Genomic DNA, 18,536 nt, shown 5'->3' on the forward strand with positions numbered 1-18,536 from the left:
AAGCTATATCATTTTTTTCACAATAAGAAATTGTCATTGAAAAAATTAATATAAATGAAATTTCATAGTTTTTATTTTTTTCTACCTTCGCATCATGTTATATTAAAAAATAATGGCTATGAATGCTGAAAAACAACGATTACAAGATATAAATTACAGAACTTGGGGACCTTATGTAAGCAATAGACAGTGGGGAAACGTAAGAGAAGATTATTCCTTTGATGGAAATACTTGGGGAGCAACTGGTCATGATGATGCAGAAAGCAGAACGTACAGATGGGCAGAAGAAGGAATCGCGGGAATTTCTGATGACAAGCAACGTTTGTGCTTCGCTTTTTCTTTTTGGAACAAGAAAGATAAAATGGTTAAAGAACGTTTCTTTGGATTGAGCAACCATCAAGGAAATCATGGTGAAGACATTAAAGAAATTTTCTATTATTTAGATAATACGCCTACTCATTCTTACATGAAAATGGTGTACAAATATCCGCAAAATGCTTTTCCTTACGAAGATTTAATCAAGACAAATGCAGAACGAAGCAATAAGGAAACAGAATATGAAATTATAGATACGGGAATTTTTGACCAAAATGAATATTTTGATATTTTTATAGAATATGCCAAAATTCACCATGATGATATTTTAATCAGAGTTACCGTCACCAACCGAAATACAGAAAAAGCGCCTTTGGTGATTTTGCCCACACTTTGGTACAGAAATAATTGGAGTTGGGGTTATAATTCTTATAAACCTAATTTTACAACGCGCCATCGTGGTCAAATAGAAATAGAACATGAGAGTTTGGGCATGAAAAAACTTTATTCTCGTGACAAATCCGTGAAAATTCTTTTCTGCGAAAATGAAACCAATACCGAAAAAATATTCGGAAAAAAATCTGAAAATAAATACTTTAAAGATGGAATTAACCATCATATCGTTCATCAAAAAAACACGGTGAATCCTAAAAAATTCGGAACGAAAGCTGCTTTTGTAATCGATACGGAATTAGAAGGTGGGGAAACCAAAACTTTTGATTTCAGAATGTCTCCTCATAAAATGGAGAACGCTTTTTTTGATTTTGATGAGGTTTTTGAAGTAAGAAAAAAAGAATCGGATGAATTTTATGACGAAATTCAAAAAGATTTTAACTGTGAAGATGAAAAAAATGTTCAGCGACAAGCTTTTGCAGGATTGCTTTGGAACAAACAATTTTATCATTATAAAGTTGGGAAATGGTTAAATGGCGACCCAAATTTCCCAGTGGAAAGGAATTTTGAACATCATGTAAGAAATGTAGAATGGAAACACATGAATTGCAAAGACATTATTTCTATGCCAGATAAATGGGAATATCCGTGGTTTGCAACGTGGGATTTAGCCTTTCACTGTGTGAGTTTTAGTATTTTAGACCCAAATTTTGCCAAAAATCAATTGCAATTATTGACCAAAGAATGGTATATGCATCCTAACGGTCAGCTTCCAGCGTATGAATGGGATTTTTCAGATGTCAATCCGCCAGTTCACGCATGGAGCACTTTTAGAGTTTTTAAAATCGATGAAAAAATCAATGGAAAACCAGATATTCATTTCTTAGAAAGTGTTTTTCAGAAATTATTGCTCAATTTTACGTGGTGGGTAAACCGAAAAGATAAAAACGGGAAAAATGTTTTCGGTGGAGGATTTTTAGGATTGGATAACATTGGTGCTTTTGACCGAAATATGCAGTTTAAAAATGGAGAATATTTAGAACAAGCTGATGGAACTTCTTGGATGGCGATGTTTGCCCTGAATATGATGAGGATTTCTATGGAGTTGGCATTGTATAATCCAGTTTATGAAGATATGGCGATTAAATTTTTCGAGCATTATCTCTACATTGCAGAAGCCATGGAAAATCTTGGTGAAGGGAAAAATGGACTTTGGAACGAAGAGGATGGATTTTTCTATGACGTATTGCAACTTAACGACGGAACTGGAATTTCTTTAAAACTAAGAAGTATTGTAGGTCTCATTCCAATGTTTGCGGTAGAAGTAATAGAACACGAAATGCTTCAAAAACTGCCTAATTTTACCGAAAGAATGGATTGGATTCTAAAAAATAAACCCGAACTAGCCAAATTGGTTTCGCATTGGGATGTAGAAGGAAAAGGCAGAAAACATCTCATGAGTATTTTGAGAAAGACGAGATTGACCAAAATTCTGAATAGAATGTTAGACGAAAAAGAATTTTTAAGTGAATTTGGAATTCGTTCGATGTCAAAAGTGTATGAAAAAAATCCGTTTCAATTAGAAATTAATGGCATCAATCACGTTGTGCATTATACGCCTGCCGAAAGTGATAGTCGAATGTTTGGCGGAAACAGCAATTGGAGAGGTCCGATTTGGTTCCCGATTAATTTTTTAATTGTAGAAAGTCTTCAGCGATTTTATTTTTATTACGACGAAAGTTTGAAAGTAGAGCTTCCTACCGGAAGTGAAAATTTCCAAAATCTAAATTATGTAGCAGATCATTTGAGTCAAAGATTGTGCAGTATTTTCTTACCAGATAAAGACGGAAATCGTGCTTTTAATGGGAATGTAGATAAATTAAACCATGACGAACATTTCAAAAATTACGTGATGTTCTACGAATATTTTCATGGAGACAATGGTCGTGGAGTAGGCGCTTCTCACCAAACTGGTTGGACTTCTACCGTTGCCAAATTATTACACCCGAGATTGAAAAATTAGATTTTTTTGATTTTATTCCTATAAGATTGAGGTAAAAAATCAAAAATTAATTCTTTAAAATTTTTAAGCCAATATTACAATTCAAGCAGTTTTTGTATGAGCATAAATGTTTATGATGATACAAAAACGCTTGGGTTTCTAATGCTGAACTAAATTTTACGTTAAGTTTTTTCCATGAAGAGATGATAGAATTTTTTTCAGGGCTTAAATTTTTGTAAAAGTCTATAACTTGGTCATTTTTTTCGGGATTTATATTTTTAAAATAGGTGTAAATAATAGGCAAAACTGCATTGATGAGAAGAATTTCTATGAAATCGTCAGACAATTTTTTCTCTATTTTTTCTTCGGAAGTTTTTTCGAACGTGTAGTGATTTTCCCAAAATTCTGAAGTTTTTACTTTTTCGAAAAGTGATTTTAATTCCTGAATATTTTTAGCTTTTAAAATTTTAGAAAATAAATTGGGCTGAAGATGATACAGCATCGCCAACTGAGAAAGCCGAATCGTAGGAAAAGAAGGAGGCATTAACCGCATAAATTTTACTGGAAAAGTTTGTCCTGAAATTTTAAATTTGGCTTTCAGAAATTCAAATTCTCTATTCCATTTTTGACTTGTTTCGGTTTCTTTTTCTAATAGATTTCCTTTTCCAAAAAGTAAACTTTCTAGTTGAAATTGATTTTGAGAAATCTTTTGAATGATTTTAAAATCAATGTTTTCTGCAATATTTTGATAAATTTCCGCATTTACTTTTAGTCCAAAACTGTATGCTAGTTTTTGAAATAAAACAGCTTCGTAATTATTTTTAGATTGAATCAAAAGATGTTCAATTTCTATAGATTTTTCATCTAATTTTTTGAGTAAAGTTTCTTCCGAAAAAAGAAAAGGAACTTTAGAAGCATCAAAGATGCTTTCACACGGAATGAACTGATATTGATTTTCTAAAGTTTGATATTTGGCAAGAATCTCCTCGTTAATATAATCTTTTAGTTCTAAAGTAGGAATTCCGGCTTCTTTAAGTTCTGCAATATCCGTGTCATTAAAATAAACAACATGCAGAATAACCGATTGATAGTCTTTTTGAAGGTTATGATTGTGAAAATACCAATCCGAAGATTTCACATGAATTTCTATGTTTCCTGCTAAAACGATGTTTTTCGTTTTAATTTTTGACAAAGAAAAATCTGGTCCAGAATTGGTGTTCAATGTTCCAAAATCTAGAATTTCGATTGGGTTTCCATCGGTATCTTTGAAATCAAACTTGGAAAATATCTTATACTTCCAAAGATATTGGAGTAAATTTTCGTTCATGGTGGTTTAGTTTTTTAGTTTTATTTCCCGCAGATTTACTTTTTGTAGAATCTGCGAGAATGATTGTTAAGCCATTTTATGAAATTCTTCTAGCGTTTCTTCATACATTTTTTCATAAATCGGAAGAATATTGACTAAGTCAAATTCCAATGCTCTTGCTTTTGCATTTTTCTTAATCTTTGACAGAAGTTTATCGTCTGAAAGCAATTTTATAGCATAACTTGCCATGGCTTCTACATTTCCTACTTCTGCTAAAAATCCGGTTTCTCCTTGGATGTTTACCTCAGGAATTCCGCCTGCATTACTCGAAATTACTGGCGTTTCTGCAGCCATTGCTTCTAATGCTGCCAAACCGAAACTTTCCTGTTCAGAAGGCAATAAAAACACGTCTGCAAACTTCAGAATTTGGTATAAATTATCTACTTTTCCGAGCAGTTTAATTTTATTGATGAGGTGTGGATTTTCATTGATAAATTCATTGATGACTTCTACATCTGGACCGTCTCCCAAAATCAATAATTTAGATTTTACTGATTTTTCAACTTTGTTGAAAATGTCTAAAACGTCTTTAATTCTCTTCACAGGACGAAGATTGGAAACGTGAATCAGAATTTTTTCATCTTCATTGGCAAAATGATTTCTTTGGCAAGTTTTTAAATCTTCAAATTCTGTATTGTCGATGAAATTGGTGATGACTTCAATCTCTTTTGTGATTTTAAAAAATTTCAAAGTATCACTTTTCAAACTTTCAGAAACCGTAGTGATTTTATCTGATTGGTTGATGGAAAATTCTACCGCATGTTTGTAACTTGGATGTTGACCAACCAAAGTGATGTCTGTTCCGTGAAGCGTTGTAACTAACGGAATATCAGCGTTTTCTTCTTTCAGCATTTGCTTGGCGAAAAAAGCAGCATAAGCATAAGGAATTGCGTAATGTGCATGTAAAATATCTAATTTGTACAATTTCACCACTTGATAAATCGTGGAAGAAAGCGCAATATCAAACGGTTGGTGTTTGAACAAAGGATAGGTTTGTACATTTACTTTGTGGAAGAAAATGTTTGGGTCAGTCATGTCCAATCTTGCAGGTAATTCCGAGGAAATGAAGTGCACTTCATAACCTTTTTTGGCAAGAGACATACCGAGTTCTGTGGCTACGATTCCGCTACCACCGTATGTTGGATAACAAAGGATTCCTATTTTCATTTGGAGATTAATGTTTTTTTATTTGACAAATGTAATCCTTCGGATTTCATTTTTATTTTTTGTGAAACGAAGTTTTCCGTTTCTGTTTTTAAATTTATTATATTTTTTTTAACCACAAAAGGAACAAGAGCTATATAAATTTTTGAGTTAATCAAAAGTAAAAAAAGGATCAGTTTTTCTTTTTTTACTTTTGTAATACTTGTTTTCAATCATTTCTTTTGATGCTTTTGCGGTTAAATTTTTTTTATTTCTCAATTCCGCTTCTTGCTTTCAAATTTTCATTGACGATTACAGGCAATTTTCCAGAAATTTTTGTTTTTCCTAAAATTGCTTTTGCAGAAGCTTTCAAAGATAAATCATTATTTTCATAACTTACCAAAACGGTAGAAATTGTAGAAATATCTACATCTTTCAAAGCGTAAGGCGAACCAAAAACATCTAAAATCACATTCTGTTTTTTACTCAATTCTGCTAAAATATCTTTGCTTTTCTGTGAGATTTTATATGATTTGTAAGCCGTAGAATTGTCTTTGTGAAAACCAACAATCACCGTAGAATTTTCAGGAATTTGAGCAATTTCATTTTTTGAAATGAGTTTTACTGTAGTTCCTAAATTTAAATTTTCTACAAAAGTCTGAAACGGCGCTTCTTCCAAAGGAAGATAATAATAGGTTTCGCTACAACTTAAAGGCAAAAGATTTTTTTCGTCTTTCAACAAAGTTATTGCGTTGGAATATAATTTTTCTGAAAGTTCTGCGTGAGAAGCGTTGTTTAAATCTTCATTAATATTTTCAGAATTTATGGATTTTAAATTTTGAAGTCCTAATAAATATTTGGTTTTCAGAATTTTCTTTACACTTTCCGCGAGGCGGTTTTCAGAGATTTCACCTATTTCTAAAGCTGATTTTATCAAAGCTTTTCCGTTTGGAACGTCTTGTGAAAAAAGCATGATGTCATTTCCCGCTTTGAAAGCTCTCAAATCTAATTCACCTGCAGGAAATTTTTTTGCTACAGCATTCATATTCAAAGCATCGGTGATGATTAAACCATCGTATTGATATGATTTTTTGAGCAAATTAGTAATGACTTCATAAGAAACAGAAGCAGGAATTCCCGATTGTTTTTCTAGAGCAGGAACATATAAATGCGCCACCATAACTCCACCAATTTTTTTATCAAGCAAAGCTTTGAAAGGAGCTAATTCCACAGCATTTAATCTTTCTAAATTATGTGAAACTACTGGTAAATCTAAATGAGAATCGGTATCTGTATCGCCATGACCAGGGAAATGTTTCATAGAAGCGAGAACGCCATTGTCTTGCAAACCTTGTGCATAAGCCAAACCTTTTGCAATCACATTATTGATGTCTGAACCGAAACTTCTGTTGCCAATAATAGGATTTGCAGGATTGGTATTCACATCTACAACGGGCGCGAAATCCCAATAAATACCCATTCTCTTACAATCCTCAGCAATTTTAGAAGTCATTTCATAAATGAGAGAATTGTCTTGAATGGCTCCTAAAGTCATAGCCCAAGGAAATTTATGTGCGGCAGGAAATCTTTGGAACAATCCCCATTCTCCATCAATGCCAATCATCATTTTCACTTTAGATTTCCCTTGAAATTCATTCAGCAGTTGGATGTGTTTTTCGGCATTGTCTTGCATGAGAATCAAGCCACCGATTTTTTCTTTTTCTACGAGATTTCTAATTTTCTGAATTTCTTCTTCTCCACGATTATTGTACAAAGCTACAATGTATAATTGCCCGATTTTTTCGTCTAAAGACAATTGTTGATACAGAGAATCAGCATATTTTTCGGCTTTTTGCTCTAAATTTTTTGGAGCATTTTTGGGGAAATATTGAGCCGAAAGATTAGCGAAAATTAAAATGAATAAATAAGTGAATATATTTTTGATGAATTTCATAAAAACAATGTTATTCAACAAAAATACAAACATATTTTTGTGATTGCTATAGAAATATTGTATTTCTAAAATTTCAAATCATTAAAAGTTTAGAATTAGCTTAGAATTAAGCCTTTTTTGAATCAATCATAAGTGATTTCGTTTCAAAAATTCTACCATTTTGGGAATGGAATTTTGTGGAAATTCGTGTCCTGCATTTCGGTCTTCTATGATGATTTCTTTGTTTTCAGAAGTTTCATAAGAAGTAATTTCGCCATTTGTTTGAGCAGTGCTTTCATTGGCTTCAAAGAATTTTAGATATTGTTTGGAAGAGAATTTTTGAATTTTATAAGGCACGATTTTATCATTTTTTCCAAAACTGATCCAAACGGATTTTTGTGGTGCAGATTTTAGCCAATTTCCACCAGGACCAGCAACAGTAACGAATGCAGCAAATTTTTCTGGTCGCATTTTCCATAAAACATTTACAAATCTAGAACCATTAGAATGTCCTACTGCGTAAATTCTATCGAAATCAATATTGTAATTTTTAGAAATTTGAGAAAAAACTTCATCAAAAAATTTCACATCTCGGTTTTGTAATTCGTCTGGATTCATTTGCCAACCGTTGTATTTTCCTTCTTTGTCTACGATAGAATTAGTAACTCCGGGAATTCCTTGCATGTAAATGACTAACGCTTCGGGGAAATTTTGATGAAAATTAAGATTTCTACTGGCGTGTTTCGCATTTCCACCATGACCATGAAAAACAAAAACCACTGGAATTTTTTCTGAATTTAATTTTGGCTCAAAAAAAAGTGCTTTTCTTTCTACGACATTAATTTGATAAAATTTTTCAGTTTGAGCGAATAGTTTTGTGCTGAAAATCAACAAGAAAACAATGATTGTGTTTTTCATCTGTTTATTATTATTTGTTTTTTATTGGTCAGATGGAACACCCTTACTCAAGCTCTTGTTTATCAAAAAAATAACAAGGGTGTTTCATTTTAAAAGCTTTAAATCTTTGATGAAAATTAAACAATAAAGTTAAAAATTTATTTTGGCACGCAACTTGGAATGTAAAAACTAATAACAAATAAAAATTATTGATATGAAAAAATATTTTACTTTAATGGTTCTTGCGATTTTCGGAGGATTATTGATGATGAGCTGCGAAATGAACGAAGTAGTAGAAAGAGATATTCAAGATAATGATACGTATCCTGTAATGAAGGATGTAACGGGAACTTTTAGTTCTACTAATAATTATGCCTTAGATCAAGCGATTGACATTCCTTCTTCTGATGTAGTTTTAGTGTATAGAAATATCAATTCTAACAGTTCAGCAAGTGCAATTTGGCAACTTTTGCCTAAAACTTTTTACTTGAGCGATAACAGAGAATTAGATTACAATTTTATTTTTGATACAAAAAGAGTTCAAGTAAGAACAGAAGCTAATTTTGACCAATCTACCATTACGAGTACAGAAAGAGCGACTTATCTTAACAATCAAACGTTTAGAATTGTACTGGTTCCAGCTTCTAGAGCAAATAGAACTGCTTCTCAGGTAAATTACGAGGATTATAATGCAGTAGTGAAATATTTTAACTTAAAAGAACCAAAATAATCACTAAATCATTCAAAACCATCCATATATTAATTTTTCACAAAAAAGAAATCCTAGCAAAATGAATTGCTGGGATTTTTTGTTGGGTAATAAAAATCAGATTTTTTTCCCACAAAAAGTTCTTACCTTTGTTGTCCTTTTAAAATTAAAATTATGAGTGTTCACATCAGTGCCAAAAAAGGCGAGATTGCAAAAACGGTATTACAGCCAGGAGATCCTTTAAGAGCTAAATACATCGCAGATAATTTTCTAGAAGATGTAAAATTGGTAAGCAAGACCAGAAATATTTTTTATTTTACAGGTTTGTATAAAGGAAAAGAAATTTCTGTAGGAGCAAGTGGAATGGGAGTGCCAAGTATTGGGATTTATTCTTACGAATTATTTACAGAATATGATGTAGATACCATTATCAGAATTGGGACTTGTGGTGGATATACTACAGATCTTAACGTTTTTGACCTGATAAATGTAGATGGAGCCGCAAGTGAATCTACTTATGCTAAATTTGCTTGGGAAATGGATGAAGAAATCATGTATCACCAAGGAAAAGCTTTTGACGTAATTAATGAAACGGCTAAAGAATTAGCTCTTGAAACTAAAGCGGCAAATATTCACACCAGTGATGTTTTCTACAGAAAAACACCAGGAATTCCTGCCATTGCAGAGAAATATAATTGTCCAGCAGTAGAAATGGAAGCTTTCGCACTTTTTGCTAATGCTAAACATTTAGGGAAAAATGCAGCAACGATTTTGACGGTTTCAGATATTATTCCAACAGGTGAAGAAATTTCTGCAGACCAAAGAGAAACTGCTCTTAGAACCATGATGACTCTGGCTCTAGAAAGCGGAATTAAACTTTAAAAAGTTCAAATAGATACTAAAAAACGCTTCGAAATTCTCGAAGCGTTTTTTTATTTTTCTGTTTCGTCATCTAGAAGATGGCCGAAATATTCTTTTTTAGTTTTCAGATATTCTTTGCTGTTTTCATTGGCTTCCATCTGAAGTGGAATTCTTTTATTGAGATGAATTTCACTGTTTTCTACAAATTTTATTTTATCAGGATTATTCGTTAAAAGATTGATTTCTTTTACGTCTAATAATTTTAAAATTTCAATGGCTACATTAAAATCTCTATCATCGGCAGGAAGTCCTAATTGAAGATTCGCTTGAACGGTATCTAGTCCTTTTTCTTGTAATGCGTAAGCTTTGAGCTTATTGATAATGCCAATATTTCTACCTTCTTGGCGAAGATAAACGATAATGCCTCCGTTTTCTTGAATAAATTTCATGGCTGCATCTAACTGCTGACCGCATTCACATTTTTTAGAATGGAAAACTTCTCCAGTAATACATTCTGAGTGAAAACGAACATTGATAGGTTTAGAAAAATCTGTATTTTCTGCAACCAAAGCAATATGAGGCATCCAGTCTTTTTCACTATCCGAAAAAGCCATTACTCTAAAGTTTCCAAAATCGGTAGGAACTAATGATTCTGCCTGTAATGTTATCATCTAATTTTTTATGTAAAGATAAGATTTACTTAGATTCTGTACTATCGAAAGAATCTATAAGACTAATGTTTGTTTTGATTTTAGCCAAATATCTATTCAGTAATTCTAAATCGTCTTTTGGAAGACTTGTTTTCAGCGTCTGAATTGTTTTATAAGAATTGGTGTAGTTTTTATAAGCCTTAGTTTGTTCCGCCTTGTTATTCTGTTTGATAGAATAAATGTAATCAGAAATATGCAGTTTCATTTTATAAATTTCTGCATTGAGTTTTTGATTTTTAAAAACTGGAAATTCTGTAAGCGTATTGGTGATTTCTGAGAGGTAATTCACCCTTTCCATAGATTTATACGTCTGTTCAGAAAAACTAGTTTGGGTAGAATAACTCGAAAAACTATTAGACAAAGGAGATAAATTTACTTTTTCTACCGAGCACGAAGTCAATAGAAGCAAGGCGAAAAGTAAATTTATTGTATTTCTCATTTTTATGAATTAGATTTTTGATAAAGGATAGGGTTAAGACTTTCGTCATTATACATCTTCATTTGTTTGTATACCTTCATCTTAACATCACCGTTTTCTATATCTAAAAGTAATTGATCAATCGCTTGGCTTAAATCTTCTTTCTGCTCTAGAAGTACATTGAGTTTTTCTGTACATTTTGCTCTATGTTCTTCTGTGGCAGATTCTCTAGTAGCTTCTTGGTTCATGTGATAAACTTTCAAAACGAGAATTGAAAATCTATCAATTGCCCAAGCCACTGTTTCTGTATTGATTTTAGCGTCTGATTTAGGCGTGATATTTTGATATTTTTGGAAAAAATAACTGTCAATATATTCCACCAAATCAGTTCTTTTTTGGTTAGAAGCATCAATTGTTCTTTTCAATTGTAGTGCTTCTACCGGATCAATATTTTCGTCTCTAATGATATCTTCTAAATGCCATTGTACGGTATCTATCCAATTCTTAGTATACAAAAGATGTTCCAAACTGCCATTTTCGAATGGATTATTTATAGGAAAGTCTACGTTATCATGTAAATGATAATCTTCAACAGATTTGTTGAAGATATTCCATGCGTGTTCGGTAAAAGACATGTTAAGAAGGATTTTGAGATTTATCTTCTGGCTTTTTTTCGTCTTCTTTTACAGCGTCTTTAAATTCTTTAATTCCGCTACCAACTCCTCTCATTAATTCAGGAATTTTTTTACCTCCGAAAAGTAATAAAAGTACGATAGCAACAATTAGGATATGCTGCCAAGAAAGTGATAGTATAATAATTGGTGAAATCATTTTTGAAAATTTTTACAAAGGTAAGGATTTTTTAATACGAAACCCAATCTAATGGATTAACTGGATTGGCTCCATTCCAAATTTGAAAATCGAGTGCAAAATTCCCATCAAAATCAGTTCCGATACTTCCAATGGTGGTTCCTGCAGAGACTTGTTGGTTTTTGGCAACGTTTACATTTTCTAAGTTTCCATAGATACTGAAGTAGTCTCCATGTTTAACCAATACAGTTTTTGCTCCACCACTTACCAAAATGTTGCTCACAACACCTGGGAATACACATCTTGCTCTCGTTCCGTTTGGAACTACCACTTTTATTCCGTTATTTTCAATAGTAATTCCTTTGAAAACTGGGTGCGGTTGTCTGCCAAATCTTTCAGTAACTTGACCAGAAGGAACAGGGAAAGACATTTTTCCTTTATTCGCTGCGAAGTTGCTTCCTGCGGTAATTGCTCCCACTCCGAAGTCTTTCATTTTTTTCTCTTCAACAGCTGCTTTTTCTTTATCTGTTTTATCTGCTAATGCTTTTGATGCATTTCTAGCTTCATCAGCTTTTGCTTTAGCAGCATTTGCTTTTTCTTCAGACTCTTTTTTCTCTTTTTCTGCTTTTGCTATTTTTTCGGCATCATTTTTTTCTTTGGCAACTCTTTCTGCTTCCGCTTTTTCACGGGCAAGTTTTGTAGCTTTTCTTTCCTCTTCTTCTGCTTTTTTCTTCGCAAGAGCAAGTGCATCAGCTTTCGCTTTATTCTCAGCGTCTATTTTTGCTTTTTCTTTTTCAGCGGCAATTTTTGCTAGTCTTATTCTTTCTGCTTCTGCTTTTTTATCTGCTTCAGCTTTAGCTTTGGCCGCTTTTATCTCTTCATTGATGAGATTTCTGATGGCATTTTCTACCTTTTTATTTTCGGCTTGTTTAGTCCTAAGTTCTCCTACCAGTTTTGCCTCGTTTTTCTTAAATTCTTCTAAAAGTACTTCTTTTTGTTTTCTTTCTACTTGAATTACAGCGAGTTCTTGTTTTTGCTTATTAAGAAGGTTTTCTTTCTCTTTTACAGATTTTTGCTTTAAACCGATAGATTTTTTGATTTGAGTAGCTTTTTGATTAATCTCAGCTGCTTTTTTATCTTGATATTCTCCGTATTGCTTGATGTATTGAACTCTTCTCAATGCTTCTCCTAAATCTCTAGAAGAAAGAATAAAGGTTACTTTGTTTTGAACGCCTTTGTTCTTGTATGCTTTTACTAGAATATCAGCATATTCTTTACGAAGAACTTTTAGTTCACGGTTAAATTTATTGATTTCTAACTGACGCAGGTAGATGTCATCTTCTATGAATCTTTTCTCTTTCTGAGTGTTATTATAAACTCTTTCTCGGAGCGCAATTTTTTTATTGACATCATTAAGATAAGCAAGAGATAATTTTGCTTCTCCTCTGGCTTTTGCAAGAGTAGCATTAATGGCAGCAATTTGTTTTTTTAGCTCTGAATTTTGTTTTTGCAGTTGTTCTTTTCTTCCTTGTTGAGAAAAGAAAATGCTAAAGGCTAGTAATCCTAATAATAAACTCAGTTTCTTATGCATCATTTAATTTCTGTCTTTGTATAATTAGTAGGAATGGAAAAAGGAGTTTCCATCTTCAAAAATTCAAATTTCGTATTTTCTATTAAAATTTGGTCTGTTTTCTGTGCTTTTATAATTATTTTAACACTTTTTGGGAGTTTTTGTGAACCGAAAATTTCATAATCATTATAGCTCACTTCTAGACTATTATTGTTTTTAATGTCTTGTAAAAATACCTTTTTCAAAGTCAATTCAGGAGAATATTCTAGTGAAGTTTTGTACTCACTGGTTTTACCATTTACGGTGATAATTTGGTTTTTAGCAGAATTCAGCAAATAACCGTTTTCATTTTGCAAAAAAGTATAATCTTTTTCATTAACAGGAATAAAGGTTTTACCGAGAAGTAAATTTTGTAAAGCTCTGTAATCTATGAAATTAACTTTCAAAAGATTATTGATGTAGTCAAAATTAGAATCAATATATGTCTTATTTATCTTTTCGTAGGCTTTGATTCCAGCAGGAGTAATATTGGCTCTTGCTTGAGACATAAAAAGAAATGAGAAATTTGCCCAAATTTTTTGGTCATTTTCTATGTAAAATGTTCCATCAATAGTTGGGATAAATCTGTCTGTCTCCGCATTGACTTTGCTAGTGATTTTTAAACTTTCAAAAGCATCTTTTTTAGTGATTGTTTCGAAAAAAGCTTTATTAGAACTTACATTTTCTGCAGGAGCTGGATTTTGTTCTACGGTTTTTCTAGCTTTACAAGATAATAAAGCTAATGATGAAATAAGGATAAGTATATAATTTTTCATATTCTATGATTGTAAATGTTACTTGTGGAAGAACATTACAATTTTAACGCCAAACCACACAATATGTTTTGTGTGGTTTGGTTAATTTATTGATTTATAGTGTATTAATCATTTCCTTTTGATAAAAAATCTAGCACCGAATAATCTCCTAAGGAAATTTCTCTAGAAACGCCAAAGTATTGTGCGTTACTACCAATCATAGAGTTGCTTAAATTACCATGATTGATGACTGTTTTCTCTTGAATCAAAGAATTTTCGATATTAGAATTTTCTACACAAGTTCCATTTCCTAAAGAAACATAAGGCCCAATTTTAGAATTTTTAATTTTTACATTTTCCCCGATAAAACATGGCGGAATAATAAGACTGTTTTCTATTTCTGCTGATGCTGGGAAATTTGCAAATTCTTCTTTTTCGTATTGAAGGATTTTACCATTGGTTTCTACAGTTGCATTTTTATTTCCACAATCCATCCAATCATCTACTTTTCCTAGAGAGAATTTAGCTCCTTTTTGACGAAGATTTTCAAGAGCTGTAGTCAATTGATATTCACCACCTACTTTTATATCATTACTCATGATATAATTAATTTCTTCCATCAATTTTTCAGCAGATTTGAAATAATAAATTCCAATAATTGCTAAATCTGAAACGAAAGTTTGTGGTTTTTCTACAAAATCAGTGATGAAGCCATAATCGTCTAATTTTACAACACCAAAAGCAGAAGGATCGGCTACTTTTTTTACCCAAATCACTCCATCAGAATTGGTATCTAGTTTAAAATCGGCACGGAAAAGGGTATCCGCAAATGCTACGACTACGTCTCCTTGCATAGATTGTTCTGCGCATTTTATAGCGTGAGCTGTTCCTAGAGGTTCGTCTTGCGTATAAACGCTTCCTTTTGCTCCTAGTTTTTCTGCAATTTCTATTAAAGATTGTTCAACTTCTGGTCCGAAATCTCCTATGATAAATGCTATTTCATCTATGTTTTCGCCAGCTACTTTTGCTATATCTTCTACTAATCTTTGTACAATCGGTTTTCCTGCAATAGGAATTAATGGTTTTGGAACGGTAAGTGTGTGTGGTCTTAGTCTAGAACCACGTCCTGCCATTGGAACTATTATTTTCATAGTTTAATTTGGTTTAAATTTATTTGTGTTTTTAATTGTTATTTTTTAGCGACTCCAGAACTGCCAAAACCACCTTCTCCGCGTTCTGTTTCTTCTAAAGTGTTTACTTCTTCCCAAGTTGCGGTTTCGTGTTTAGCAATAATCATTTGAGCGATTCTGTCACCGTCATTGATGGTAAATTCTTCGGCCGATAAATTTACTAAAATTACTCCAATTTCTCCACGATAATCAGCGTCTATTGTTCCAGGGGTATTCAGAACCGTAATTCCGTTTTTTAGAGCAAGTCCACTTCTAGGTCTTACTTGTGCTTCGTAACCTTCTGGAAGTGAAATGAATAAGCCTGTGCTGATTAATCTTCTCTCTAAAGATTTCAGCGTGATGGGTTCAGAAATATTAGCATATAAATCCATTCCTGCAGAAAGTGCAGTTTGGTATTTTGGTAAAGCGTGTTTTGATTTGTTGATTACTTTTATGGTCATCTTATTTTTTAATTTTTGATAAAATAAATTTCTTTTCAGAGTATAATAAAACTGTGGTGTAAATAATGAATAATAAATTACTTAACCAAAAATTATATTCAAAAACTTCTACAGTTATATAGCTAAATACGATTAATAGTATTATGAAGAAAGACATTTTCTTAATTTTATAATCTATAGGATAATATTTTTGTCCTAACCAATAAGAAAGTACCATCATTAAAAAGTAGGATGAGAATTTTACCCATGCAGAAACCATAAATCCGTATTTGCTTAAGAATAACAAGTTTAGAGCGATTGTGATACCTGCTCCAATCCAAGAAATGATAGTTCCGAAATGTGTTTTGTCTGTCACTTTATACCAAGTAGAAAAGTTATAATAAATCCCAAAAAATAAGTTAGCAATTACAATGATTGGAATAATATCTAAAGCTATCCAATATGTTTTATTAGGAATAAATAAGAGTTTTAACCAAGAAATATTAGTAATAATTCCCAGTGCAACTACAGAAGAAAAAAGAGCAAAATATTCTGCTACGTTTGCATAAGTATTTTTTGCGTTTTCACTTTGCATTTGTTTGAAAAAGAAAGGTTCTATTCCCATTCTGTAAGCAGTAACAAAAAGCGTCATCAAAACTGCTAATTTATAAGTTCCTCCATAAGCTCCCGCATCACTATCAGGGATATGATGCATCTGTATTGCCAAAGCATAATTTTCATTTACCATAAATGCTAAGCCTGCAATCATCACAGGAAAAGCGTATTTCAGCATTCTAAAAAATAAATCTTTTACAAACTGAAGCTGAACTTTGAAAATAATAGGAGAAAGCAAAACTGCACCCAATAAACTTCCCATTAAATTACTGAAAAATGGAAAAGAAACTTTTTCTTTCATGCCTAATTTTTGAGAAAATTCTGTAGGAATCCAAAGGAAAAGTGCTACTACTACAAGAGTTTGGAATAAGGATTGTAAAATTCTAACCGCGGTATATTTTATTGGCATTCCCTTAAAACGAAGCCATGCAAAAGGTATAACAGCTAAATTGTCTAAAAAAGCAATCCAAGCAAACCATTTAATGTATTCAGGGTTTTTCTCGTATCCAAAGTAGTTAGCTATTGGTTGATTAAAAATCAATACAGAAACCAAAAATAATGCAGAAAGCAAAGCCATGAACCAAAAAGAAGTGTTGAATGTCTTCTTTTCATTGTCTTTTTCAGCAGAAAATCTGAAGTAAGCTGTTTCAAAACCAAAAGATAAAACAATATTAACAAAAGAAATTAATGCATAAAGATTAGAAAACTTAGCGAAATCATTCGTGTTAATGTAATGGATGTATAAAGGATTGAGAACAAATAAAATTATTCTCGGCATTATAGCTCCAATTCCGTAAATTAAGGTATCACCCAGAATTTTTTTCAATTTCCAAAAATTTTAGATTGCAAAAATAACTATAAGATTTGGGATTTGGGATTTTAGATTTACGAATTTTTCATAAACCTTAGAATTGAACTTTTACACTTTCACAAAAACCTAAATTTCTTTGGCTTTCCTCAAAAGTTAAATTAAATTTGTAAAAATCTAAAAGTAAAATGAAAACCTTAATCAAAAACGCACAAATCGTAAATGAAGGAAAGATTTTTAAAGCTGATGTATTGATTGAAAATGATTTGATTGCAAAAATTTCATCAACTATTTCCGAAGAAAATGTAGATAAAATCATTGATGCTGAAGAAAAATTCCTAATTCCTGGAGTAATTGATGATCAAGTGCATTTTCGTGAGCCTGGTTTAACACACAAAGGCGATATAGAAAGTGAATCAAAAGCTGCAATTGCAGGCGGAGTAACCAGTTTTATAGAACAACCGAACACCTTTCCGAATGCGGTAACGCAAGAACTTTTAGAAGAAAAATATAAAATCGCTTCGGAGAAATCTTACGCCAATTATTCTTTTTCGATGGGCGGAACCAATGATAATTTAGAAGAAGTTCTGAAAACCAATCCAAAAAATGTAGCAGCCGTTAAACTATTTTTAGGCTCTTCTACAGGGAATATGTTGGTAGATAATTCCGAAATTTTGGAAGAAATCTTCTCTCAAGTAAAAATGCCGATTTGTGTGCATTGTGAAGATGAAGCGACCATCAAAAAAAATACAGAAATCTATAAAGAACAATACGGAGAAGATATTCCTGTGAAATTTCATCACTTAATTAGAAGTGATGAAGCGTGTTTTCTTTCAAGTTCAAAAGCAATAGAACTCGCCAAAAAAACTGGCGCGAGATTGCATGTTTATCATCTTTCTACTGCTAAAGAAATGGAGCTTTTCCGAAATGATATTCCGTTAAAAGAAAAAAAAATCACCGCTGAAGTTTGTGTGCATCACCTTCATTTCACCAACGAAGATTATGAAACCAAAGGTTCTCTTATCAAATGGAATCCTGCTGTAAAAACCGAAACGGATAAAAAAGGACTTTGGGAAGCACTTTTAGATGATAGAATAGATGTGATTGCAACTGATCACGCTCCGCATACTTTGGAAGAAAAATCTAACAAATATTTGAACTGTCCTTCTGGTGCACCTTTGGTTCAATATTCTTTACCTGTAATGTTTGAATATTTCAAAAAAGGCAAGATTTCTTTAGAAAAAGTGGTTGAAAAAATGTGTCACAATCCTGCTATTTTATTCGAAATTGAAAAAAGGGGTTATGTAAAAGAAGGGTACAAAGCAGATTTGGTAATCATTAATCCTAATGCAGAAATTACAGTTTCTAAAGAAAATATCCTCTCAAAATGTGGTTGGAGTCCACTAGAAAACGAGACTTTTCACTCAGAAATTACACATACTTTCGTCAATGGTTTTCTGGCTTATGAAAATGGTAAAGTTTCTCCTGAAAAACACGGAGAAAGATTGCTTTTTGAAAGATAAAATTCTTCTTTTTCAAAAAATATGAATGTTTAAGAAACATTTTTGCATTTTTTGCGTCTA

At 32.1% G+C, this 18,536-nt stretch carries 17 protein-coding genes; 4 read left to right on the plus strand and 13 right to left on the minus strand.

Going from position 1 to position 18,536, the window contains the following annotated elements:
* Positions 1-118: 118 nt before the first annotated feature.
* On the plus strand, positions 119-2,731 hold the full coding sequence (locus tag KKQ76_RS12550) for an MGH1-like glycoside hydrolase domain-containing protein (RefSeq protein WP_213197412.1): 2,613 nt from the start codon (positions 119-121) through the stop codon (positions 2,729-2,731).
* 46 nt (positions 2,732-2,777) lie between these two features.
* On the opposite strand, the gene KKQ76_RS12555 is transcribed toward KKQ76_RS12550, so the two are convergent.
* The 4 genes from KKQ76_RS12555 to KKQ76_RS12570 form a co-directional block, all read right to left on the minus strand.
* On the minus strand, positions 2,778-4,037 hold the full coding sequence (locus tag KKQ76_RS12555; protein WP_213197413.1) for a DUF2851 family protein: 1,260 nt from the start codon (positions 4,035-4,037) through the stop codon (positions 2,778-2,780).
* A gap of 66 nt (positions 4,038-4,103) precedes the next feature.
* Positions 4,104-5,243, minus strand: coding sequence for an N-acetyl-alpha-D-glucosaminyl L-malate synthase BshA (gene bshA, locus KKQ76_RS12560; protein ID WP_213197414.1), 1,140 nt, complete (start codon positions 5,241-5,243; stop codon positions 4,104-4,106).
* Between the two features lie 244 nt (positions 5,244-5,487).
* Positions 5,488-7,173 carry a glycoside hydrolase family 3 protein gene (locus KKQ76_RS12565; RefSeq protein WP_213197415.1) on the minus strand — a complete coding sequence of 562 codons (1,686 nt, stop codon included), beginning with the start codon at positions 7,171-7,173 and terminating at the stop codon, positions 5,488-5,490.
* Between the two features lie 126 nt (positions 7,174-7,299).
* A complete protein-coding gene (locus KKQ76_RS12570; protein WP_213197416.1) occupies positions 7,300-8,070 on the minus strand; it encodes an alpha/beta hydrolase family esterase in 771 nt (256 codons plus the stop codon).
* 193 nt (positions 8,071-8,263) lie between these two features.
* On the opposite strand from KKQ76_RS12570, the gene KKQ76_RS12575 reads away from it, so the two are divergent.
* Entirely contained in the window at positions 8,264-8,779 is a 516-nt protein-coding gene (locus KKQ76_RS12575) for a hypothetical protein (protein ID WP_213197417.1), read from the plus strand.
* Positions 8,780-8,932: 153 nt separating this feature from the next.
* Positions 8,933-9,640 carry a purine-nucleoside phosphorylase gene (gene deoD, locus KKQ76_RS12580; protein ID WP_104794162.1) on the plus strand — a complete coding sequence of 236 codons (708 nt, stop codon included), beginning with the start codon at positions 8,933-8,935 and terminating at the stop codon, positions 9,638-9,640.
* Between the two features lie 50 nt (positions 9,641-9,690).
* On the opposite strand, the gene ribA is transcribed toward deoD, so the two are convergent.
* From ribA to KKQ76_RS12625, 9 genes are all read right to left on the minus strand, one after another.
* A complete protein-coding gene (gene ribA / locus KKQ76_RS12585) occupies positions 9,691-10,290 on the minus strand; it encodes a GTP cyclohydrolase II (protein ID WP_069800620.1) in 600 nt (199 codons plus the stop codon).
* A gap of 25 nt (positions 10,291-10,315) precedes the next feature.
* A complete protein-coding gene (locus KKQ76_RS12590; RefSeq protein ID WP_213190514.1) occupies positions 10,316-10,768 on the minus strand; it encodes a hypothetical protein in 453 nt (150 codons plus the stop codon).
* A gap of 2 nt (positions 10,769-10,770) precedes the next feature.
* On the minus strand, positions 10,771-11,382 hold the full coding sequence (locus KKQ76_RS12595; protein WP_213197418.1) for a DUF4254 domain-containing protein: 612 nt from the start codon (positions 11,380-11,382) through the stop codon (positions 10,771-10,773).
* A 1-nt stretch (position 11,383) separates the two neighbouring features.
* Positions 11,384-11,578, minus strand: coding sequence for a twin-arginine translocase TatA/TatE family subunit (locus tag KKQ76_RS12600; protein WP_069800625.1), 195 nt, complete (start codon positions 11,576-11,578; stop codon positions 11,384-11,386).
* 31 nt (positions 11,579-11,609) lie between these two features.
* Entirely contained in the window at positions 11,610-13,151 is a 1,542-nt protein-coding gene (locus KKQ76_RS12605; RefSeq protein ID WP_213197419.1) for a murein hydrolase activator EnvC family protein, read from the minus strand.
* The gene (locus KKQ76_RS12610; RefSeq protein WP_213197420.1) at positions 13,148-13,942 is read right to left on the minus strand and encodes a DUF4292 domain-containing protein; all 795 of its coding nucleotides are present in this window, start codon (positions 13,940-13,942) and stop codon (positions 13,148-13,150) included. The genes KKQ76_RS12605 and KKQ76_RS12610 overlap by 4 nt, the downstream gene beginning before the upstream one ends.
* A gap of 104 nt (positions 13,943-14,046) precedes the next feature.
* Positions 14,047-15,072, minus strand: a complete 1,026-nt coding sequence (locus tag KKQ76_RS12615) for a sugar phosphate nucleotidyltransferase (RefSeq protein ID WP_213197421.1) — start codon at positions 15,070-15,072, stop codon at positions 14,047-14,049.
* Positions 15,073-15,110: 38 nt separating this feature from the next.
* Positions 15,111-15,551 carry a dUTP diphosphatase gene (gene dut, locus KKQ76_RS12620; protein ID WP_213197422.1) on the minus strand — a complete coding sequence of 147 codons (441 nt, stop codon included), beginning with the start codon at positions 15,549-15,551 and terminating at the stop codon, positions 15,111-15,113.
* A 1-nt stretch (position 15,552) separates the two neighbouring features.
* Positions 15,553-16,971 carry a lipopolysaccharide biosynthesis protein gene (locus KKQ76_RS12625; protein ID WP_213197423.1) on the minus strand — a complete coding sequence of 473 codons (1,419 nt, stop codon included), beginning with the start codon at positions 16,969-16,971 and terminating at the stop codon, positions 15,553-15,555.
* A gap of 170 nt (positions 16,972-17,141) precedes the next feature.
* On the opposite strand from KKQ76_RS12625, the gene KKQ76_RS12630 reads away from it, so the two are divergent.
* Positions 17,142-18,476, plus strand: a complete 1,335-nt coding sequence (locus tag KKQ76_RS12630) for a dihydroorotase (RefSeq protein ID WP_213197424.1) — start codon at positions 17,142-17,144, stop codon at positions 18,474-18,476.
* The last annotated feature ends 60 nt before the right edge of the window (positions 18,477-18,536 follow it).

The organism is Cloacibacterium caeni (genome assembly GCF_907163105.1).
In the GTDB taxonomy this organism is placed as follows: Bacteria; Bacteroidota; Bacteroidia; order Flavobacteriales; family Weeksellaceae; genus Cloacibacterium; species Cloacibacterium caeni_A.